This window comes from Arcanobacterium bovis (assembly GCF_004331995.1).
Taxonomy (GTDB): Bacteria; Actinomycetota; Actinomycetes; order Actinomycetales; family Actinomycetaceae; genus Arcanobacterium_A; species Arcanobacterium_A bovis.
Map to the genome: position 1 here is coordinate 1 of NZ_SJDT01000006.1, position 17,887 is coordinate 17,887.

12 protein-coding genes and 1 pseudogene are annotated in these 17,887 nt (G+C 51.8%); 11 read left to right on the plus strand and 2 right to left on the minus strand.

The window, feature by feature from the left end; translation table 11 throughout:
* Positions 1–316 precede the first annotated feature (316 nt).
* Together EZJ44_RS07360 and EZJ44_RS07365 are read left to right on the plus strand one after the other, a co-directional pair.
* A complete protein-coding gene (locus tag EZJ44_RS07360; protein WP_131281890.1) occupies positions 317–625 on the plus strand; it encodes a metal-sensitive transcriptional regulator in 309 nt (102 codons plus the stop codon).
* Between the two features lie 106 nt (positions 626–731).
* Positions 732–2,414, plus strand: coding sequence for an FAD-dependent oxidoreductase (locus EZJ44_RS07365; protein WP_131281892.1), 1,683 nt, complete (start codon positions 732–734; stop codon positions 2,412–2,414).
* A gap of 48 nt (positions 2,415–2,462) precedes the next feature.
* On the opposite strand, the gene nhaA is transcribed toward EZJ44_RS07365, so the two are convergent.
* Positions 2,463–3,827 (minus strand): Na+/H+ antiporter NhaA, encoded by a 1,365-nt coding sequence (gene nhaA, locus EZJ44_RS07370; protein WP_131281894.1) that lies wholly within the window; start codon positions 3,825–3,827, stop codon positions 2,463–2,465.
* A gap of 150 nt (positions 3,828–3,977) precedes the next feature.
* On the opposite strand from nhaA, the gene EZJ44_RS07375 reads away from it, so the two are divergent.
* The 3 genes and pseudogenes from EZJ44_RS07375 to EZJ44_RS07385 all read left to right on the plus strand — a co-directional run bounded on the left by EZJ44_RS07375 (position 3,978) and on the right by EZJ44_RS07385 (position 8,441).
* Complete coding sequence (locus EZJ44_RS07375; protein WP_241658638.1) at positions 3,978–4,721, plus strand: class I SAM-dependent methyltransferase; 744 nt, start codon at positions 3,978–3,980, stop codon at positions 4,719–4,721.
* A 149-nt stretch (positions 4,722–4,870) separates the two neighbouring features.
* Positions 4,871–6,660 (plus strand): annotated as a pseudogene (gene ilvD, locus EZJ44_RS07380) (dihydroxy-acid dehydratase).
* A gap of 152 nt (positions 6,661–6,812) precedes the next feature.
* Complete coding sequence (locus EZJ44_RS07385) at positions 6,813–8,441, plus strand: aspartate:alanine exchanger family transporter (RefSeq protein WP_131281896.1); 1,629 nt, start codon at positions 6,813–6,815, stop codon at positions 8,439–8,441.
* 93 nt (positions 8,442–8,534) lie between these two features.
* On the opposite strand, the gene EZJ44_RS07390 is transcribed toward EZJ44_RS07385, so the two are convergent.
* Positions 8,535–9,884, minus strand: coding sequence for a threonine/serine exporter family protein (locus EZJ44_RS07390; RefSeq protein WP_241658639.1), 1,350 nt, complete (start codon positions 9,882–9,884; stop codon positions 8,535–8,537).
* A 489-nt stretch (positions 9,885–10,373) separates the two neighbouring features.
* On the opposite strand from EZJ44_RS07390, the gene EZJ44_RS07395 reads away from it, so the two are divergent.
* The 6 genes from EZJ44_RS07395 to EZJ44_RS08840 all read left to right on the plus strand — a co-directional run bounded on the left by EZJ44_RS07395 (position 10,374) and on the right by EZJ44_RS08840 (position 17,877).
* Positions 10,374–12,143: an acetolactate synthase large subunit gene (locus EZJ44_RS07395; protein WP_206661880.1), complete on the plus strand. Its 1,770-nt coding sequence runs from the start codon at positions 10,374–10,376 to the stop codon at positions 12,141–12,143.
* 9 nt (positions 12,144–12,152) lie between these two features.
* Positions 12,153–12,686, plus strand: coding sequence for an acetolactate synthase small subunit (gene ilvN, locus EZJ44_RS07400; RefSeq protein WP_131281901.1), 534 nt, complete (start codon positions 12,153–12,155; stop codon positions 12,684–12,686).
* 143 nt (positions 12,687–12,829) lie between these two features.
* The gene (ilvC, locus tag EZJ44_RS07405) at positions 12,830–13,858 is read left to right on the plus strand and encodes a ketol-acid reductoisomerase (RefSeq protein WP_131281904.1); all 1,029 of its coding nucleotides are present in this window, start codon (positions 12,830–12,832) and stop codon (positions 13,856–13,858) included.
* A gap of 232 nt (positions 13,859–14,090) precedes the next feature.
* Entirely contained in the window at positions 14,091–16,220 is a 2,130-nt protein-coding gene (locus EZJ44_RS07410) for a beta-glucosidase family protein (protein ID WP_131281906.1), read from the plus strand.
* Between the two features lie 243 nt (positions 16,221–16,463).
* A complete protein-coding gene (locus tag EZJ44_RS07415; RefSeq protein ID WP_131281909.1) occupies positions 16,464–17,486 on the plus strand; it encodes a lipase family alpha/beta hydrolase in 1,023 nt (340 codons plus the stop codon).
* A 226-nt stretch (positions 17,487–17,712) separates the two neighbouring features.
* Positions 17,713–17,877, plus strand: a complete 165-nt coding sequence (locus EZJ44_RS08840) for a hypothetical protein (protein ID WP_206661876.1) — start codon at positions 17,713–17,715, stop codon at positions 17,875–17,877.
* Positions 17,878–17,887: the final 10 nt, after the last annotated feature.

Consider the following 17,887-nt stretch of genomic DNA (forward strand, 5'->3'; position numbering starts at 1 on the left):
ATATAGGATGTGTGGGGGCTAGAAAACACAACAGTGTTTTTCTAGCCCCCACAACCATATACACAGCAGCAGTAACCCAAATACAACACGCTGCATCGTCTATGCCCAGATATGTTACTCTCGATAAAGGGAGAGCGGCTACTTGGACATCAAACACACCACCAGCAAAGAAGCTGCCTGGTAGACATATATTTACCGAAAAACCCAACTCAGTTCTTCGCCGATTGATATCGAATCATAGTTAAACTAAACCGCATCCGTAGCCACCACTTGAAGATATACCCCCTAGGGTATATCGTGTGTTTAGGAGGATACTATGAAACAAGAGCGTAATAAGCTAACACCAGTCATTGATGGCTCGGATGTCCAAATTCCTGTAGATGAAATTCTTAAAGTGCGCAATCGTTTGGCGCGTGCAGTTGGCCAGTTAAATGGTGTGATCGGGATGATTGACGCAGGATCGCCATGCAAAGATACGGTTATTCAAATGACGGCAGCGTCCAAAGCCGTGGATCGTGCGACGTACGCGTTACTATTAGCCGCATTTGAAGCATGCCAAGCCGCGCCAGACGCCGACTCTGAATCCCATGAGGCACTGAAGAAAATCTTTATGTCATTGGCATGATTCAGCGCATCAAGCGGCTATTTATTTATGATGCCACCGTTTATATATCGTGTCGCATGTGCTAGGCACGGCGGTAGCCGATTTGAATCTTTTAGGAAGTATTGAAATGAATATAGTGGTGATTGGTGGGGTAGCGGGCGGAATGTCTGCGGCTGCGCGTATCCGGCGCAATGACGAGGACGCTAATATTATTGTGCTCGAAGCCGGTGAGTATGTGTCTTTTGCAAACTGTGGTTTGCCTTATCATGTGGGCGGGGATATATCTTCGCGCGATTCGTTGTTGCTGCACACACCTGAGTCTTTACATACTCGCGCAAATCTTGATGTTCGTATCCGGCACGAAGTGGTTCATATTGATCGTGCCGAAAAGGTGCTTGACGTTGACACTCCTGAAGGTCGAATTCAGATCCAATACGACAAGCTACTTCTTGCTACCGGCGCGAAAGGCGTAGTCCCGCGCATTAAAGGTATCGACCATCAAGCAGTAAACACCTTGAGAACGATTCCAGAGATGGACTCGCTCAAAGAAAAGATTTCTCAAGCTCGGAAGCGTGCGGAAGCAGAAAAACGTCATGCGCGCGCCGTCGTCATTGGCGGTGGATTTATCGGTCTCGAAGCCGTTGAAGCGCTGGTTCAACTTGGACTGGACGTGACTCTCGCGGATCTAGCACCACACGTGCTTCCACCTATTGACGAGGATCTTGCTCCCTATTTGGCTGAAGAACTCGAAAAACGTGGTGTTAAGTTAAAGCTTGGTGTGGCTGCCGATGAGATTCGCGGCGAGGAAAACGGTCAAGCGACAGTCGTGTTCAATGATGGCACCGAGTCCAGAGCAGATGTAGTGCTTTTGTCGGTGGGAGTACTGCCACGCAGCGAGCTGGCCCGCGATGCAGGCCTGGATCTTGCCGATAACGGTGCGATTGTTGTTGACGAATTCCAGCTCACGTCGGATGCAAATATTTGGGCGGTAGGTGATGCTGCAACCGTCACTTTGGGTACAGGAGGGCAGGCTTCAGCGATGCTGGCAGGACCAGCTAATCGTCAGGGACGAATTGCTGCCGACTCAATGTGTGGAGTGAAAACCATATCGCGCAAGCCTGTGTTACGCACAGCCGTCGTGCGAGTATTTGACCAGATTGCAGCCGTGACAGGTTGCAGGAGGCGCGAGCTGGACGAAGCAGACGTCAAGTACGTAACTGTGCGCCTTCATGCACCTCATCATGTTGGTTACTTCCCTGGGGCAGAAACTATTCACATGCTTGGATTCTTTTCGGAAGACGACGGAGCGTTGCTCGGCGCCCAAGCAGTAGGTAAAGCTGGGGTCGACAAGCGTATTGACGTCTTAGCTACAGCCATCCGTGCTGGTATGACGGCAGATGATCTTGCCGAAGTGGAATTGACTTATTCGCCACCGGTTGGTGCGGCGAAAGACCCTGTGAACATGCTGGGCTTTGTGGCACAAAACCACCTCAGCGGATACTCAAAGTTGATCCAGCCAGAGGATATACCGGATGCACGCAGCCAAGGCATCATTCTTGATGTTCGCAATCCTGCGGAAGTAGCGAATTGGGCGCTTGCAGATTCTCTCAAGATACCTCTGGGAGAGTTACGGGATCGCATTTCTCAGGTTCGGGATGCTAGTGCGGGCAAACCGATTTATGTGCACTGTGCTTCCGGAATTCGCTCGTATTTGGCGGTGCGCATTCTGCTTGGTAACGGACTTGAAGCCTACAATATCGCTGGTGGTGAGGCTTCTTTGCGCATCGCACAAAAGTTGGGAAAGCTCTAAGAATTAGTTGTGGGGTTGTGCCGGTATGCGGCACAACCCCACAACTAATTAGCACACTGTTGGATCGTTGGGATCCTTGTCAAAGTTGTCGGGAATAGAGTCATGATCTGAGTCGCGTGTATCGCCCTCGGATGTCTTTTTGTAGCGCGCGTTGCGAGGAATCACGATGATAGAAGCGATAAGAGCTGCACAAATGGATGCGATGAGCACGCCTACTTTTGCAGCGTCGTTATATGACGAACCGAGCTCAAAGCTCAGCTCACCCACAAGCAAAGACACTGTGAAGCCTATTCCGGCAAGTGCTCCCACTCCCACAAGATCGATCCACCGGATTTCTGAATCGAGAGATGCCCGCGTCAGTTTTGTAACTACGTAAGTCGACAGCACGATTCCGAGGGGCTTGCCAATGCATAAACCGGCGATGACTCCCAAGGTCAGTGGCGAGGTGAGTGCCTGTGTTAATCCAGACAAACCGCCAAAGCTCACGCCTGCCGAGAAAAATGCAAAGATTGGCACTGCGAAACCGCTCGATAGCGGACGAAAACGGTGCTCGAGCGTCGTCGATAAACTTTCGGTTTCGGTACTGGTAGTTGGGGCGCCAGCACTGTTACGGTGACGCACCGGAACTGCTAGTCCGAGTACAACGCCGCTGATCGTGGCATGAATACCCGATTCGTGGAGCAATACCCAGGCGAGTATCGCCAAGGGCAAGAGAATCAGCCAATTCGCCCACACGTGGCGTGCGAAGAATTGGGGGAATTTTTGCACGGCAAAAGCGAATGCGGCAACCGGCACGAGAAACAGGGCCAGTGCCGCAAAGTTAATGCTCTGAGTGAAAAATATGGCAATGATTGTGATGGCAATGAGGTCGTCCACTACCGCCAAGGTAAGAAGGAAAATACGCAGTGGCGACGGAAGGTGTGAGCCGATAATCGCGAGTACGGCCACCGCGAACGCAATGTCGGTGGCAGTAGGAATAGCCCAACCGGCAATCGTTATGGGGTTACCTCGATTGACGAGCCAGAATACTCCCGCAGGTACTACAACTCCGCCAACGGCTGCTACAACGGGAACTACCGCCTTGCGGAAGCTACGCAGATCTCCTGCTATCAGCTCGTATTTTAATTCGAGCCCAACGAGGAAAAAGAAGATCGCGAGTAGGCCGTCGGCAGCCCACTGCCCAACGGAAAGATCGAGGTGGAACCACGACGTCGAGAAACCAAGTTTCGCGTCACGCAGCGAAAAATACGCATCTGAATATGGAGAATTTGCCCAAAAAATTGCAATGATTGACGCGATGATGAGCGCAATTCCGCCAGTAGTCTCTTTGCGTAAAATTTCTCCGATTCGTTGAAATTCGGAATAAGATCCAGGGGAGAATACGCCGCGCACTCGTTTTGCCACTTGTGACATGTTTTCCTTCATAAGTTGGGATTAGTTGATGTCGACCAGACTTCCCGACGCGCCTTTTACAACCCTATCGAAGCACATTTTATTGAAGCAAATTATTGGGATAGAGTGCACTCTATAGCGCCAAATTGGATTTTGGCCGCCATTTATGGCATGAATGATCATATGTTCAATCCCTACGCACACATGGACGGCCCAGCGCAAAGTTATGTGGATGTGCGCCCGTCCTATCCGCAACAGATCATTGAGCGGCTCGGTCTGAATCCGGGTGCTAAAGTGCTAGACATTGGAGCGGGAACGGGAAAATTGACGCAGATGTTGTGCGATACTGGCGCTGATGTTTGGGCTGTGGAACCTGCACACGAGATGCGAATCGCCTTTCAATGCGCCCTTGGAGATTTCCCCACTGAACAACTGCGTGAGGCGAGTGCCGAGGATACTGGTTTGCCGGCGTCGTCCTTCGACATGGTGACCTACGGGCAATGTTGGCATTGGCTCAACGGTGAGCAGGCGCTACGAGAGGCGCTGCGGATCCTTCGCCCCGAGGGCAAGATCGCCATTATCAATAATCAACTAGATGTGTCGGTGCCTTGGGTGCATCGACTCACGCGAATTATGCGTTCCGGTGACGTGCATCGTTTCGACCGTCCACCAGAGCTGAGCTCTGACTTTACGCAACCAGAGTTCTTTTCCTGTACATGGGAAGATCATTTGACCATTGAGCAGATTTTCGAGCTTGGTACTACGCGCGCTTCGTGGATTCGTTCGACGCAGGAAAACCGCCGCAAGATGCGTTCAAATCTTGCGTGGTATTTGCGCGAGCATCTTGGGTACGACGACGGCGTGCCGATTGTGCTGCCATATCACACATATTTGTGGGTTGCTGAGCGTCGTTAGAGGCATTCTGGGTCTATGTAGCTGGAGTGTTCAAAGACTGAACGTCGTCAATACTTTTCTTCGCGCTTGCCTTAATATAGTGGAAACAGTTGAGCGAAGGAGACAAAATGCCGCAATTGCGTTCTAAAACGTCCACGTCAGGACGAAATATGGCAGGTGCGCGTGCGCTGTGGCGTGCAACTGGCATGCGCTCGGAGGATTTCGGCAAGCCGATTATCGCTGTAGCAAATTCCTTCACTCAATTTGTTCCTGGGCATGTGCACCTAAAAGACATGGGGCAGCTGGTTATCAAGGCTATCGAGGAGGCCGGCGGAATCGGCAAAGAGTTCAATACGATTGCGGTTGACGACGGTATCGCGATGGGGCATGGCGGAATGCTGTATTCGCTGCCCTCGCGTGAGCTTATTGCGGATTCTGTGGAGTATATGGTCAATGCCCACTGCGCCGACGCATTGGTGTGCATTTCAAACTGCGACAAAATCACGCCGGGAATGCTCATGGCTGCGTTGCGGCTCAATATTCCGGTGATTTTTGTATCTGGTGGGCCGATGGAAGCTGGAAAATCGGTTGATGGGGTAGTGGATCACAAGCTTGACCTGGTGGATGCTATTGCGAAATCCGCCGATGACGACATTTCCGATAGCGATCTTGCCCAGATTGAGAATAATGCGTGTCCTACCTGCGGTTCATGCTCGGGAATGTTTACCGCTAACTCCATGAACTGTTTGACCGAGGCCTTGGGCCTCTCCTTGCCTGGCAACGGATCGACTCTTGCTACTGCGAAGCAGCGAAAGAATCTATTCGTGGAAGCTGGTCGCCTCATTGTTGAACTGTGCCATCGCTATTATTCGGACGACGACGATTCCGTGCTCCCGCGCAATATCGCAACACGGGAGGCGTTTATGAATGCGATGGCGATGGATATTGCTATGGTGGATCAACTAATACGATTCTGCACACCTTGGCAGCCGCTCATGAGGGAGAAATTGATTTTTCGCTCGCTGATATTGACGCGCTTTCGCGCGAGGTTCCGTGTCTCGCCAAGGTTGCGCCAAATTCGACTCAATACCACATGGAGGACTTCCACAGAGCAGGTGGTATTCCTGCTTTGTTGGGAGAATTGCGGCGAGCTAATCTACTCAATCCACAGGTACATTCGGTGCACTCGCGGGATCTGGATTCCTGGCTTGCAGATTGGGATATTCGCGCAGCAAACTCACGCGCCGAGGCTCGAGAACTGTTTTCGGCTGCTCCTGGGGGCGTGCGAACAACTGAGCCTTTTTCGCAGGATAAGCGCTGGGAATCGCTCGATGTGGACGCTGAAAATGGCTGTATTCGCGGTGTTGAGCATGCATATACAGCTGATGGTGGCCTGTGTGTGTTGTTTGGGAACCTTGCCGAGGACGGTGCCGTAGTGAAAACTGCCGGAATCGGTGAAGAATTGTTCAGCTTTGCTGGGCCTGCGCGGGTAGTGGACTCGCAGGAGCAAGCGATCGAATTGATTTTGAGTAAGCAAATTCAACCAGGTGACGTGGTTGTGATCCGATATGAAGGTCCGCGTGGCGGGCCAGGTATGCAGGAAATGCTTTATCCAACGTCCTTCTTGAAGGGTTTGGGATTAGGCAAGAGCTGCGCTCTTATTACTGACGGTCGTTTTTCTGGAGGAACGTCTGGTTTGAGTATTGGGCATATTTCACCCGAAGCTGCATCAGGTGGTGCCATTGCATTGGTGGAAGAAGGCGACACGATTGTGATCGATATTCCCCGCCGTCGTCTCGTTCTTGACGTTGATGACGACGAACTGGAACGTCGTCGTGAAGCACGTGGAGCACTGCCATGGAAAGGAAGGCGAGACCGCGTTGTGTCGAAAGCTTTGCAGGCTTATGCGTCAATGGCAACCAGTGCAGATAAAGGGGCAGTGCGAGAGGTGTCCGAGTAGTATAGCGTTTGGTTGCTACTGGGTAATAGAACTGGTAAAAGGAGACATTTCGTATCTTTTGCCCTCAGGGACTGTTGCCCTAGAAAACCTAACCTTCTACATAGATAATTGAAGCGTCTACAAATATTGAGTCAAGTAGCGAAGGGGCACTTGTGACTATCTTTTTGCAGTACCTTGCCGATCATCACGTACTATTTACATTCCTCCTCGTCGGGGTGGGTATGTTTCTCGGCGAGATCAAAGTCAAAGGCGTCAGCTTAGGTGCTGCCGCAGTTCTATTTCTTGCTATTGCCATCTCGGCATGGGGCGTTGCCGAAGGAGTTGCCACGAAGTCCACTCCTGGACACGGTGGCATCATCATCGGAGCTGATGTTGGCGTTATCGGCCTTGCTCTCTTCGCGTTTGCGATTGGCAATAGTTCGGGAAAGAATTTCTTTGCGGCATTGAAGCGTGCCACTGGCCCGATTATAGCAATGGTGGCGGTGTTGTCATTTGCTGCGGCAACGGCCTATTTTGTAGGTCGATTCGTGTTTGAAATGAATCCTGCTCTGATCGCTGGTACATTCGCCGGCGGTATTACGAACACGCCGGCGCTCGCAGCTGCGGGTGAAGCCTCTGGTAACGAAGCAATGGCAACAGTGGGCTATGCAGTGGCTTATTTGTTTGGTGTGCTTGGCATGATTTTGGCGGCAGGTCTGGCGTTGCGCGCTGGAAAGAATGACACTGATGCGCCTGCAAAAATCACGCACATGAACGTGAGAGTGGAGCGCGAGGATCTGCCAACCGTCAAAACCATTACCGAGCATATGGGTGGAAAGATTGAAATCTCGCGTATGCGCCAAGGTGAGACGGGTAAAATCTGGATTCCAGCTGAAGACGATGTAATTCGCAAGGACGATCTCTTGACGATCGTTGGTGGCCTAGACGTGGTTAATGAAGCAGTGAAATATCTTGGGCACGAATCGAGCCACTCCTTGCGTTCGGATCGACGCATGCTTGATTTCCGCCGGATTATCGTTTCGAATCACTCTTTGGCCGGGCGTTCAGTTGCCGAACTTGATGAAATGCTGGAAGAAAAATGGGGTGCGAAGATTTCGCGCGTACGCCGAGGCGATACCGACTTTCTTGCGATTCCTAATATGCAGGTTGAGCTGGGTGACCGCATCCGTGTAGTGGGTCCTACCTACAAGCTGAAAGAAATTTCGAAGTGGTTTGGCGATTCGACCCGTGGCTTGTCGGATATCAACCCAGTGGCGCTCGGTCTTGGCCTTGCACTGGGATACTTCATCGGTGAGATTGAAATTCCACTCCCAGGAGGCGCTCATTTTGCTATTGGTTATGCTGCAGGTATTCTGATCGTCGCGCTTTTGATGGGCTATTTTGGGCGAGTTGGGCGTTTGGTTACTGCGCTACCGTTCTCAACGAATCAAGTTATTGCCGAAATCGGTTTGCTTATGTTTTTGGCACGTGCGGGAACGAATGCTGGACCGCAGATCGGCCAAGCCTTCTCTGGTGGCGACTGGTGGAAGATCCTCATTCTCGGAATGATTATTACGACGACGGTAGGCTTCGGCTTGCATTTGGTTCAACGCGGCATCTTCAAGATGGGTGGAACCCAGCTTGCAGGTTTCATTGGCGGAACACAGACGCAGCCAGCTGTGCTCGGTTTTGCCAATGCGCGCACCGGCGCTGATCCTCGTGTGGCCGTGGGTTATGCACTGGCATATCCAGGTGCAATGATCATCAAGATTTTGCTCGCATATATTGTTGGATCGTTATAAACCGAATTTGCCGCGCTCGTAAAACATGATCGCGGATGAAAGTTGGGGAGGTAGCAGCTGATGCCGCTACCTCCCCAACTTTGTTTACGCATTTTAAGCTAAGAAGTTATTGATATTTGCGCTATCAAGATGTCCGATTGTAGGGACTGTTGGTAGCTTTTCCACTCGCCAATTGCGATCAGTGAGGATACGCGCCGTCGCCAGACCGAATCCGATACTCGTGATGATGAACAACAGCGTGAGAATAGAATCGAGAGCATTGGAGATATCTTGCCCATTGGTCATTGCCGACATCGCGCGATACAAAGGCACACCTGGGATCATCACAACGACTGCCGGAACTGAGAGTGTTACGCGCGAATAATGGGATTTGCGAGAGAGTACATGCGCGATAAGCCCGGCCACGAGCGCAGCAAGTCCCACAGCTGCAATTGGATTCATGCCAAAATCTTTAACCGTTAGCCGTGCAACATTGATAAATGCTCCGTTGAAAGCAGCCAGCAAACATGCCAATGGGGGAGCGTTGAAGAGCATTGCGAAGCCGTATGCTGCAACGAAAGTGGCAAGTGCTCTGCCAATCATCAAACCGACGAAAGATAGCGAATATCCAGCGTGAACATCCATAATTCCCCAGTCGGCGATTTCCGAAAAAGCCCACACCGCCGTCGCCGTCGAAATCAACAGCATCACGACGTAAGCGCCGCGGGAAATGCCGGCGCTGAAATCCTGCCGGATCAGATCGAGAATTGACGTGACGAGCGGGAATCCAGGCACGAGGAACAATACCGCGCACACCATTCCTGCTTGGTGGGAAGCGTCAATGAGTCCGGCAGCGTGGAGTAAGACGACGATCCCGGTGTAAACGCCTGAGGCAACGAATCCGCATACCATCCACACAAAGAAGTGGTTGTAGTGCTTGGCAAGCAACTTCTTGCGTGAATATTGACCAATCATAGCCGCAAAGAATACGCTGAGGCATTCCACGATTCCGCCCAGATTTAAGAAGGTAAATCCTGCACAAGCGGCGCCAGAGGCGAGAGCTGATACAACATTCGAGTAGAGAAGTTTGCGGGTGTGAATCTTTTCGATATCTTCCTCAGCGTCTTCTACCATGAGACCTGACGGCGGCAAACCTTGGATGTAGGCATTAAAGCGGTCGATCTTGTCGGCGTTTACGCCGTGATTTCTTTGCTCGACTACTTCGCTTCGGAAGGTGCCGTTCGCCCAAGCTGTGGCAGAAATTGAAGTGTAGTTTACCTGCACGTGGAGTTTTTCAATGCCGACTGCGCGGGCAAGTCTTTGCATTCCGTCTTGCACGCGGTAGGCCGAGGCTCCGGCGGTGAGCATGTACTGGCCGAGTCGCAGGACAACATGAGTCTGGTGGGCGAGTCGATTATGTGCTGCTACTGATGCCGTGTATTCGTTTTGATCGTCAATATTCACGGTTGGAACTCTAGTTGCAAACTACCCAGATCAAAAGGATTAACGGCCTAAAATAACCTAAAAATACTGTGGGCTTGAAAACATAGCAAAACTAGGGTCGAGATTAGTTAAAGTTTTTACCAATGTTCGATGCGGGAAGGGTCATGGAGTGAAGTGTGGGAACGTTCATGATGCGAAAAAATGAGATTATTTACCAGATAATGAGACAAGTGAGAACTAGGTTGGCAGGAGTCGCCCAGTTGCCTAGGATGAAAACATGAACAAACAACAGTCGCTTATTATTCAGCGCACCAGCAGGTGAGCTGATTGTGGCTGGCGCGCTCCCCTCGAAGAAATCGAGGGGTTTTTCTTACCCGCGCAGTCCATGCCCTCGCGACTGTAAACACTCATACAACGAAAATGTCTAGCAAAGGTTAGGGATGCGAAATGACGCAGATACCCGATCAGCCGCACACGCTGATGGAATTTCCTGAGTCAATGCGCGATGCCATGGCACGAACGCCAATTCGCGAAGAGTCAACGGGAGCGCGATCAATCGTGCGCTCGCTGGAAGAATTAGGTGTGACAGACGTATTTGGTCTGCCCGGCGGTTCCATTTTGCCTACCTATGACCCGCTATTCGATTCACATGTACTGCGTCATATTTTGGTGCGGCACGAGCAAGGTGCGGGCCATGCTGCGGAAGGGTACGCCGTCGCCACAGGAAAAGTTGGAGTGTGTTTCGCGACGTCGGGGCCTGGTGCCACGAACGTCGTCACTGCTTTGCTAGACGCAAACTTGGATTCGGTTCCAATCGTTGTCATAACCGGCCAGGTCGGGGCACAAGCGATCGGCACTGACGCATTCCAAGAAGCGGATATTGTGGGTGCCTCACTTCCGATCACGAAGCATTCCTTCCTTATCACTGATGCTCAAGAAATTCCGCAGCGTATCGCAGAAGCATTCTACTTGGCACAGTCAGGGCGCCCGGGACCAGTGCTCGTGGACATTACGAAGTCCGCGCAAAACCAAATGTGTGACTTCGTGTGGCCACCACCAGTGAATTTGCCGGGATATAATCCTCCGAAAACTCCGAAGCAAAGTCTTGTCGACGCCGCCGCGGAGGCTATGTGTGCTATACGTCGCCCTGTGTTCTACGTCGGTGGCGGAATGGTTCGCTCTGGTGCGGCGCCACTACTCAAAGAGCTAGTGGAAAAGACAGGTTTTCCAGTCGTTACCACGCTCAACGCGCGTGGCGCGTTCCCGGATAGCGATCCGCATTGTCTGGGTATGCCGGGTATGCACGGAACCGTACCCGCCGTCGTCGCTATGCAGAAAGCAGACCTGCTTATCGTGCTTGGTGCGCGATTTGATGATCGCGTGACCGGGCACCTCGAATCCTTTGCTCCGCATGCGAAAGTGATTCATGCTGATATTGATCCGGCGGAAATCTCGAAGAATAAAACCGCTGACATCGCCCTTTTAGGTGATCTGAGCTGCACACTCGAGAAATTGAATGCGGCGGTGATGCGCGCTTGTGAGCAATTTGGTGAGCCAGATACTCGATCATGGTGGACCTTCCTCAATTCTTTGAAGGAGACCTATCCGGTGGGTTATCAGGAGACTTCTGATGGGCTGATGAGTCCGCAGTACGTAATTGAGCGGCTGGGTAAACTCGCGCCGCGCTCGATATTTACCACTGGCGTTGGGCAACATCAGATGTGGGCGCAGCAGTACATTGACTTTGAGTTTCCGCGGCAACTGGTCACTTCGTGTGGAGCGGGAACAATGGGATTTGGCGTGCCGGCAGCGATGGGTGCACAGGTGGGGAATCCGGACGCTACTGTGTGGTGCATTGACGGTGACGGCTCTTTCCAAATGACGAATCAGGAGTTGGCTACCTGTCGGATCAACGATATTCCGATCAAAGTGGCGCTGATAAACAATTCCTCATTGGGAATGGTGCGGCAGTGGCAAAATTTGTTCTACCAGCAGAGATATTCCCACACCGAGTTGAACACTGGGCACGGCTCGCGCAGAATTCCTGATTTTAGCAAGCTCGCAGACGCTTATGACTGTGCGGCGATTCGGGTTGAGCGACCTGAAGATGTAGACGCGGCAATCGAGCAGGCTATGGCGATAAATGACCGGCCAGTGGTGGTTGAGTTTGTGGTGTCGCCGGACGCAATGATTTGGCCGATGGTGCCAGCAGGATTGTCGAATGACGAAATTCAATACGCGCGTGATGTGCGTCCTGACTTTAGCGGACTGGATGAGTGAGGCAAGACAATGAGTAACCATACGCTATCTGTATTAGTTGAGAATAAGCCAGGTGTGCTCGCGCGAGTGGCAGGACTATTTGCCCGTCGAGCATTCAACATTCATTCCCTCGCGGTGGGTCCGACTGAAGATCCGTCGCTATCGCGGATCACTTTGGTTGTGGTTGCAGATGAGCATCCATTGGAGCAAATTCAAAAGCAACTCAACAAGTTGGTGAACGTGATTCATATTGAGGAATTGCACGACGACACTGCGGTGGAGCGGCGTCTTATCTTGGTGAAAGTTGGTGCTAACGACGCTAACCGAACGAATGTTTTGCAAATTGTTGAGATGTTCCGAGGTCGTGTTGTAGACGTGGTGCCCGAAGCACTCACTGTTGAAGCTACCGGTTCTGAGGCCAAGGTGAACGCGCTCCTCACGGCGCTTCACCCCTATGGAGTAAAGGAAATTGTGCAAACCGGAACTGTGGCAATCGGACGCGGCGCTCGTTCAATTTCCGAGCAGGTTATCAGCGAGATGCAGATTGCTCAATCGCGCGAATAACACCCAACGCGAATAACACCCAATCTGCGCTGGTGCGCGCTGCACAATACATGTCAAGATTTCATCAACAACACAACAATATTCACTTCGAAAACGTCAATAACAACCTGGTCAGAGACCAATAAATCCCGAGGGAGATAAAAATGGCAGAAATATTTTACGATTCCGACGCAGATCTTTCGTTAATACAGTCAAAGAAAGTTGCAGTGATTGGTTACGGTTCGCAAGGCCATGCCCACGCGCTAAATCTGCGCGATTCAGGCGTAAGTGTGGTTGTGGGCTTGCGTGAGGGATCGTCGTCGATCGCCAAGGCGCAAGAACAAGGTTTGGAGGTCGCAACGGTGGCCGACGCCGTCGCGCAGGCAGACGTCGTCATGGTTCTGGCTCCTGACCAACACCAGCGTCAGATTTACGCCCAGGATATCGAGCCGAACCTCAAAGCCGATGCGGCGCTTTTCTTTGCTCACGGATTCAATATTCGCTTTGGTTACATCAAACCGGACGCAAGTCACGACGTGTGTATGGTTGCTCCAAAGGGACCAGGTCACACCGTGCGTCGTCAGTTTGAAGAAGGCCGCGGCGTTCCAGATATCGTAGCTGTGGAACAAGATGCCTCTGGTCAGGCTTGGGATCTAGCGTTGTCGTACGCGAAGGCGATCGGTGGCACGCGAGCTGGTGCGATCAAGACGACGTTCACCGAGGAGACCGAGACGGATCTTTTCGGCGAGCAGGCGGTGCTCTGTGGAGGAGTGTCGCAGCTTATCCAGTATGGCTTCGAGACGCTCACCGAGGCTGGTTACCAGCCGGAAATTGCATACTTTGAAGTTCTGCATGAGTTGAAGCTGATCGTTGATTTGATCAATGAAGGTGGACTTGCGAAACAGCGTTGGTCGATTTCGGATACCGCCGAATTTGGTGATTACGTATCTGGACCGCGCGTGATTACGCCGGAGGTCAAGGAGAATATGAAGGACGTGCTGGCTGATATTCAGTCCGGCGCATTCGCGAAGCGATTCATTGATGATCAAGACGCCGGTGCGCCTGAGTTCAATGAGCTGCGCAAACGCGGACAAGAACACCCAATTGAAAAGGTGGGCGTAGAGCTTCGCAAGATGTTTGCATGGGAGTCGAAGGACGCAGATTACACGGATGGATCTGCGGCTCGGAACTAGTCGAGCTTCCTGAATTTCGTAAAGTGGGCGAAAACTGCTGGTGAAAGCAACCGGCCGTTTTCGCCCACTTCGTTTTTTGTTTATGTGTGGTGCTTATATTTTGGTTGATTCGGTGACTACATTTTGAACAGGTGTCAAAATTGGGGTAACTTAGGTCACAGGCGTGGTTTATGTATCACGTAGTTTTAGGTATCAAAGATGATTCCTGATTTTAGCTAATAGGAGTGAATCGATGAAGAATCGACTGCTTGTACGGGTAGCTGGAATTGTGGGGGCGCTGTCGCTCATGGTGGTGCCGTCTGTTGCTGCTGCTCAACAGGATATGCCGTGGTTAGACAGCAGTAAAACGCCTGAACAAAGGGCTGAGTTGCTCGTTGATGTGATGAATGAAGATCAACTCATTCATATGTTGCACGGACAAGGAATGCTCACGGGCGGGCAAGCGCCGCAGGGAGGGCCGCGATTTATTGGCTATATTCCGCCGATTCCTGAACTGAAAGTACCTGCTTTCGTGATGTCGGATGGGCCATCTGGATTGCGAAACGGTGAGCCAGCCACGCAGATGCCAGCTCCAATCGTGCAAGCCTCGACTTGGGATGTAAAAGCCGCCCATGATTATGGGCAGGCGATCGGTGCAGATGCAAAAGACCGTGGTCAAGATCTGTTGTTCGGACCAGGCTTCAATCTGGCGCGCAACCCGCTCGGCGGCCGCACATTTGAATACTTCGGCGAAGATCCATTGCTTTCTGGCCGGATGGCAAGCGCAAATGTGCAGGGTATGCAGGGTGTGGGGATTATGTCCACCCTCAAGCATTATGTGGCGAATAACCAAGATTTGAACCGCACGTTGGCGAGTATGGATATCGACGAGCGCACTTTGCATGAGATTTACGAGCGGCCATTCAGGATTGCTATTCACAATGCGCAACCAGCAGCAGTGATGTGCTCATATAACAAGGTAAATGGCGACACTGCCTGTGGATCTGAGGACACTTTGAAGAAAGACCTGCGTGGTGTGCATGGTTTTGGCGGATTAGTTCTCACTGATTATCCGGCTGCGTGGTCGCCAACGGATATTCGCGACGGCTTAAATATCGAGCTACCGTGGTCGTTCTGGACGAGTCCAAATCAAATCCGCACTGCGATCAGCAATGGTCAGATGAGTTGGGCCGACGTTCGATTGCGCGTCAAAGAAACTCTCACGCAGATGTTCCGCTTTGGTCTCTTTGACCACGAGTGGGATTCTGCGCGCGGCGACCGCGCTCGCGATATGAAAGCTATTCCTGCAAGTCGTGGCGACGCCGTCGCCCTGAAAGTTGCGCAAGAAGGCTCGATTCTCATGAAGAACGACGGCGTGCTGCCGCTTGGAACCGATGTGAAGCGAGTGCTGGTGGTCGGCGATGCTGCAAAAGCGCAGATGAGTGGTGGAGGATCGTCGAACACCGAGGCATTGCAATCGGTTTCGACTCTTGACGCGATCAAGAAGCGCCTGCCGAATAGCGAAGTTTCGTGGGTGTCTGAGTGGAATCCGCTCGGGATTGCTTTGCAGGCAAAGAACGCAGATGTGGTGATCGTTGTGCCGACGCAACAGTCTTCTGAGCTGCTTGATCGACTCAATCTTGATTTCATGCCGCATGAAAACAATGCAGTGCAGATTGCCGCTGCCAATAATAAGAACACAATCGTGGTGATGCAGGTGGGCGGTCCGGTACTCATGCCGTGGATCAATGACGTGCGCGCAGTGCTCAATGTGTGGTACCCGGGACAGGCTGGTGGTGAGGCAACGGCAGGATTGCTATTTGGCGAGGTCAATCCTTCTGGTCGTTTGCCGTTGACGTTCCCAGCTGCCGGGCAGAAGGCACTGGAAACCTCGGATCAGTATCCAGGAGCAAATGCTGGATTTAATATGAAGTACACCGAAGGTGTATTCATGGGCTATCGCTGGTTTGACCAGCGTGAGCTCAAGCCAGCGTTTACTTTCGGTTCGGGGCTTTCGTACACCACTTTTGAATACAGTGATGCCGCAATTTCGAAGGTAGCGGGCTCGCAGGAGGATTCCTTTGAAGTGAGCGTGAAGGTTACTAACACTGGTTCGATGGCAGGTGCTGTGACTCCGCAGTTCTACGTTGGCAAACCGGGTACTTCGAGCGTGCCCACTCCACCGAAGGAACTGGTTGGATTTGAGAAAGTAATGCTCAAACCAGGGGAGAGCAAGACTGTGACTGTCAAGGTTGGCGCGGAAGAACTGAGTGTCTGGGACGTGCAAACGCATGCCTATAGCGTGCTCAAGGGAGCTTACAAGGTATATGTTGCCGATTCTGTTGACGACGCGAAAGCGACACTTGCCTATTCAGTTGAATAATCCTACCTTCTGGTAAATGCTGCGGTTGGGCGCGCTGACGGACGAGGTTCTGTTGGACGAGGTTCTGACGGACGACGTTGGCGCACCCAACCGTCTCATATCGTGGCTGATTCTGATTGTTAGAAAATGCAATATGTGAGCAATGTCTGGAATTTGGCGAACTGCTACTACCCGACCTAGAAAATCTGAACTAAACTGAAATCACTCGAAGGTACAGCAATTTCGAGTGACAAGGAGAGAACGATGAAGTTTCATGCAAAAATTTGCGCCGCCGTTTCGGTTCTGGCACTGAGCTTTAGTGCCGGAGCTGTTGCTTATGCGGCTGAACCAACACCTGAGAATCCTGGAGGAGTAGAAGCGCTCACCAGTCCTGGTGGTGTGCCGGCAAATGGCTTCGGTCCTGATCGCCACACCTTTGTAGGGGCACAGATGCTGTCTCATAAGACGCCGGGTCTCAACCCACTCGGTGCTAATGATTTCACCTGTAAGCCTGCTCCTGGCACGAATCCAGTGTTGTTGATTCCTGGCACTGGAAATGACGCATATACCGCATGGGCATTTTTCTCGCCACGGCTTAAGCAAGCTGGGTATTGCGTGTTTACGTTTAACTACAACCCATCTACCAACCCGCAAAACGATGTTGCCTCGTTTATGGGCGATATCAAGCAAAGTGCCGCTTTCATGGCAGGATTTATCGATCGGGTACTGACTGCTACGGGATCTGAGAAGATTGATATTATCGGTCATTCCCAAGGTGGCGGCGCACTTCCACGCGCCTATATCAAGTGGTATGGCGGAGACAAGAAGGTCGACAAGCTTGTTGGACTCGTGCCTTCCAATACTGGCACGACGATGATGGGCATGGATGCACTCATCTTGCAGCTCCTCGAATGGTTCCCGAATATCGAGACGAAGATGCTCAATGAGCATAACTCGCAGGCACTTCTGCAACAGCTCATTGGCTCTCAGTTCATGACTGAGCTCAATGCTGGTCAGATGACGTATCCAGATGTTAAATACACAGTAGTCTCAACTGTGTTTGACACGATGATCACGCCGCATACGAGGTCATATTTGCCGGCTGCACCGAACGTAACCAATATGAACGTTCAGGATGTGTGCCCGCTCGATACTCATGGACATCAAAACATGACGTACGACGAGGTTGCTTTCCAGTTGAGTCTCAATGCTCTCAATCCTGCTGCAGCTAAGCCGATTAACTGCACATGGATTCCTGAGTATCTCACGGCCGATGATCTCAAGTAATGCAGATTAGCTAACTCTGGTCTGTATGGGACTGTTCTGGGGGCAGTGGCTTTTTATTTAGCCGCTACCCCCAGAGTCATTACTGGGAAGCTTTTGCGGCAATCGCAGGTTGGGATAGTTGCGTTGTTTCGTAGCTAAATCTGGGCAGTTGGTATCAACGTGTTCGCTGGCAAGAAAAAGCGCGGCATTGCAACGCGAGGATCACTAGAGTGGCAGTAAGAATTGAATGGACGACGCCGGGGCTGCGAAGTCCGCGTGGGATTCGGCGTCGTGCGTTGGGCGTTTGCCCTGGTACATACGCGACGTCGGTAAGCACGGGTGTTGCGTCCACGCGACGTCGGTAAGCGTGCGGCGTCGTCCACCAGAAGGCGTGCCTGACAACGAAACCTGAGGAGGGGGAC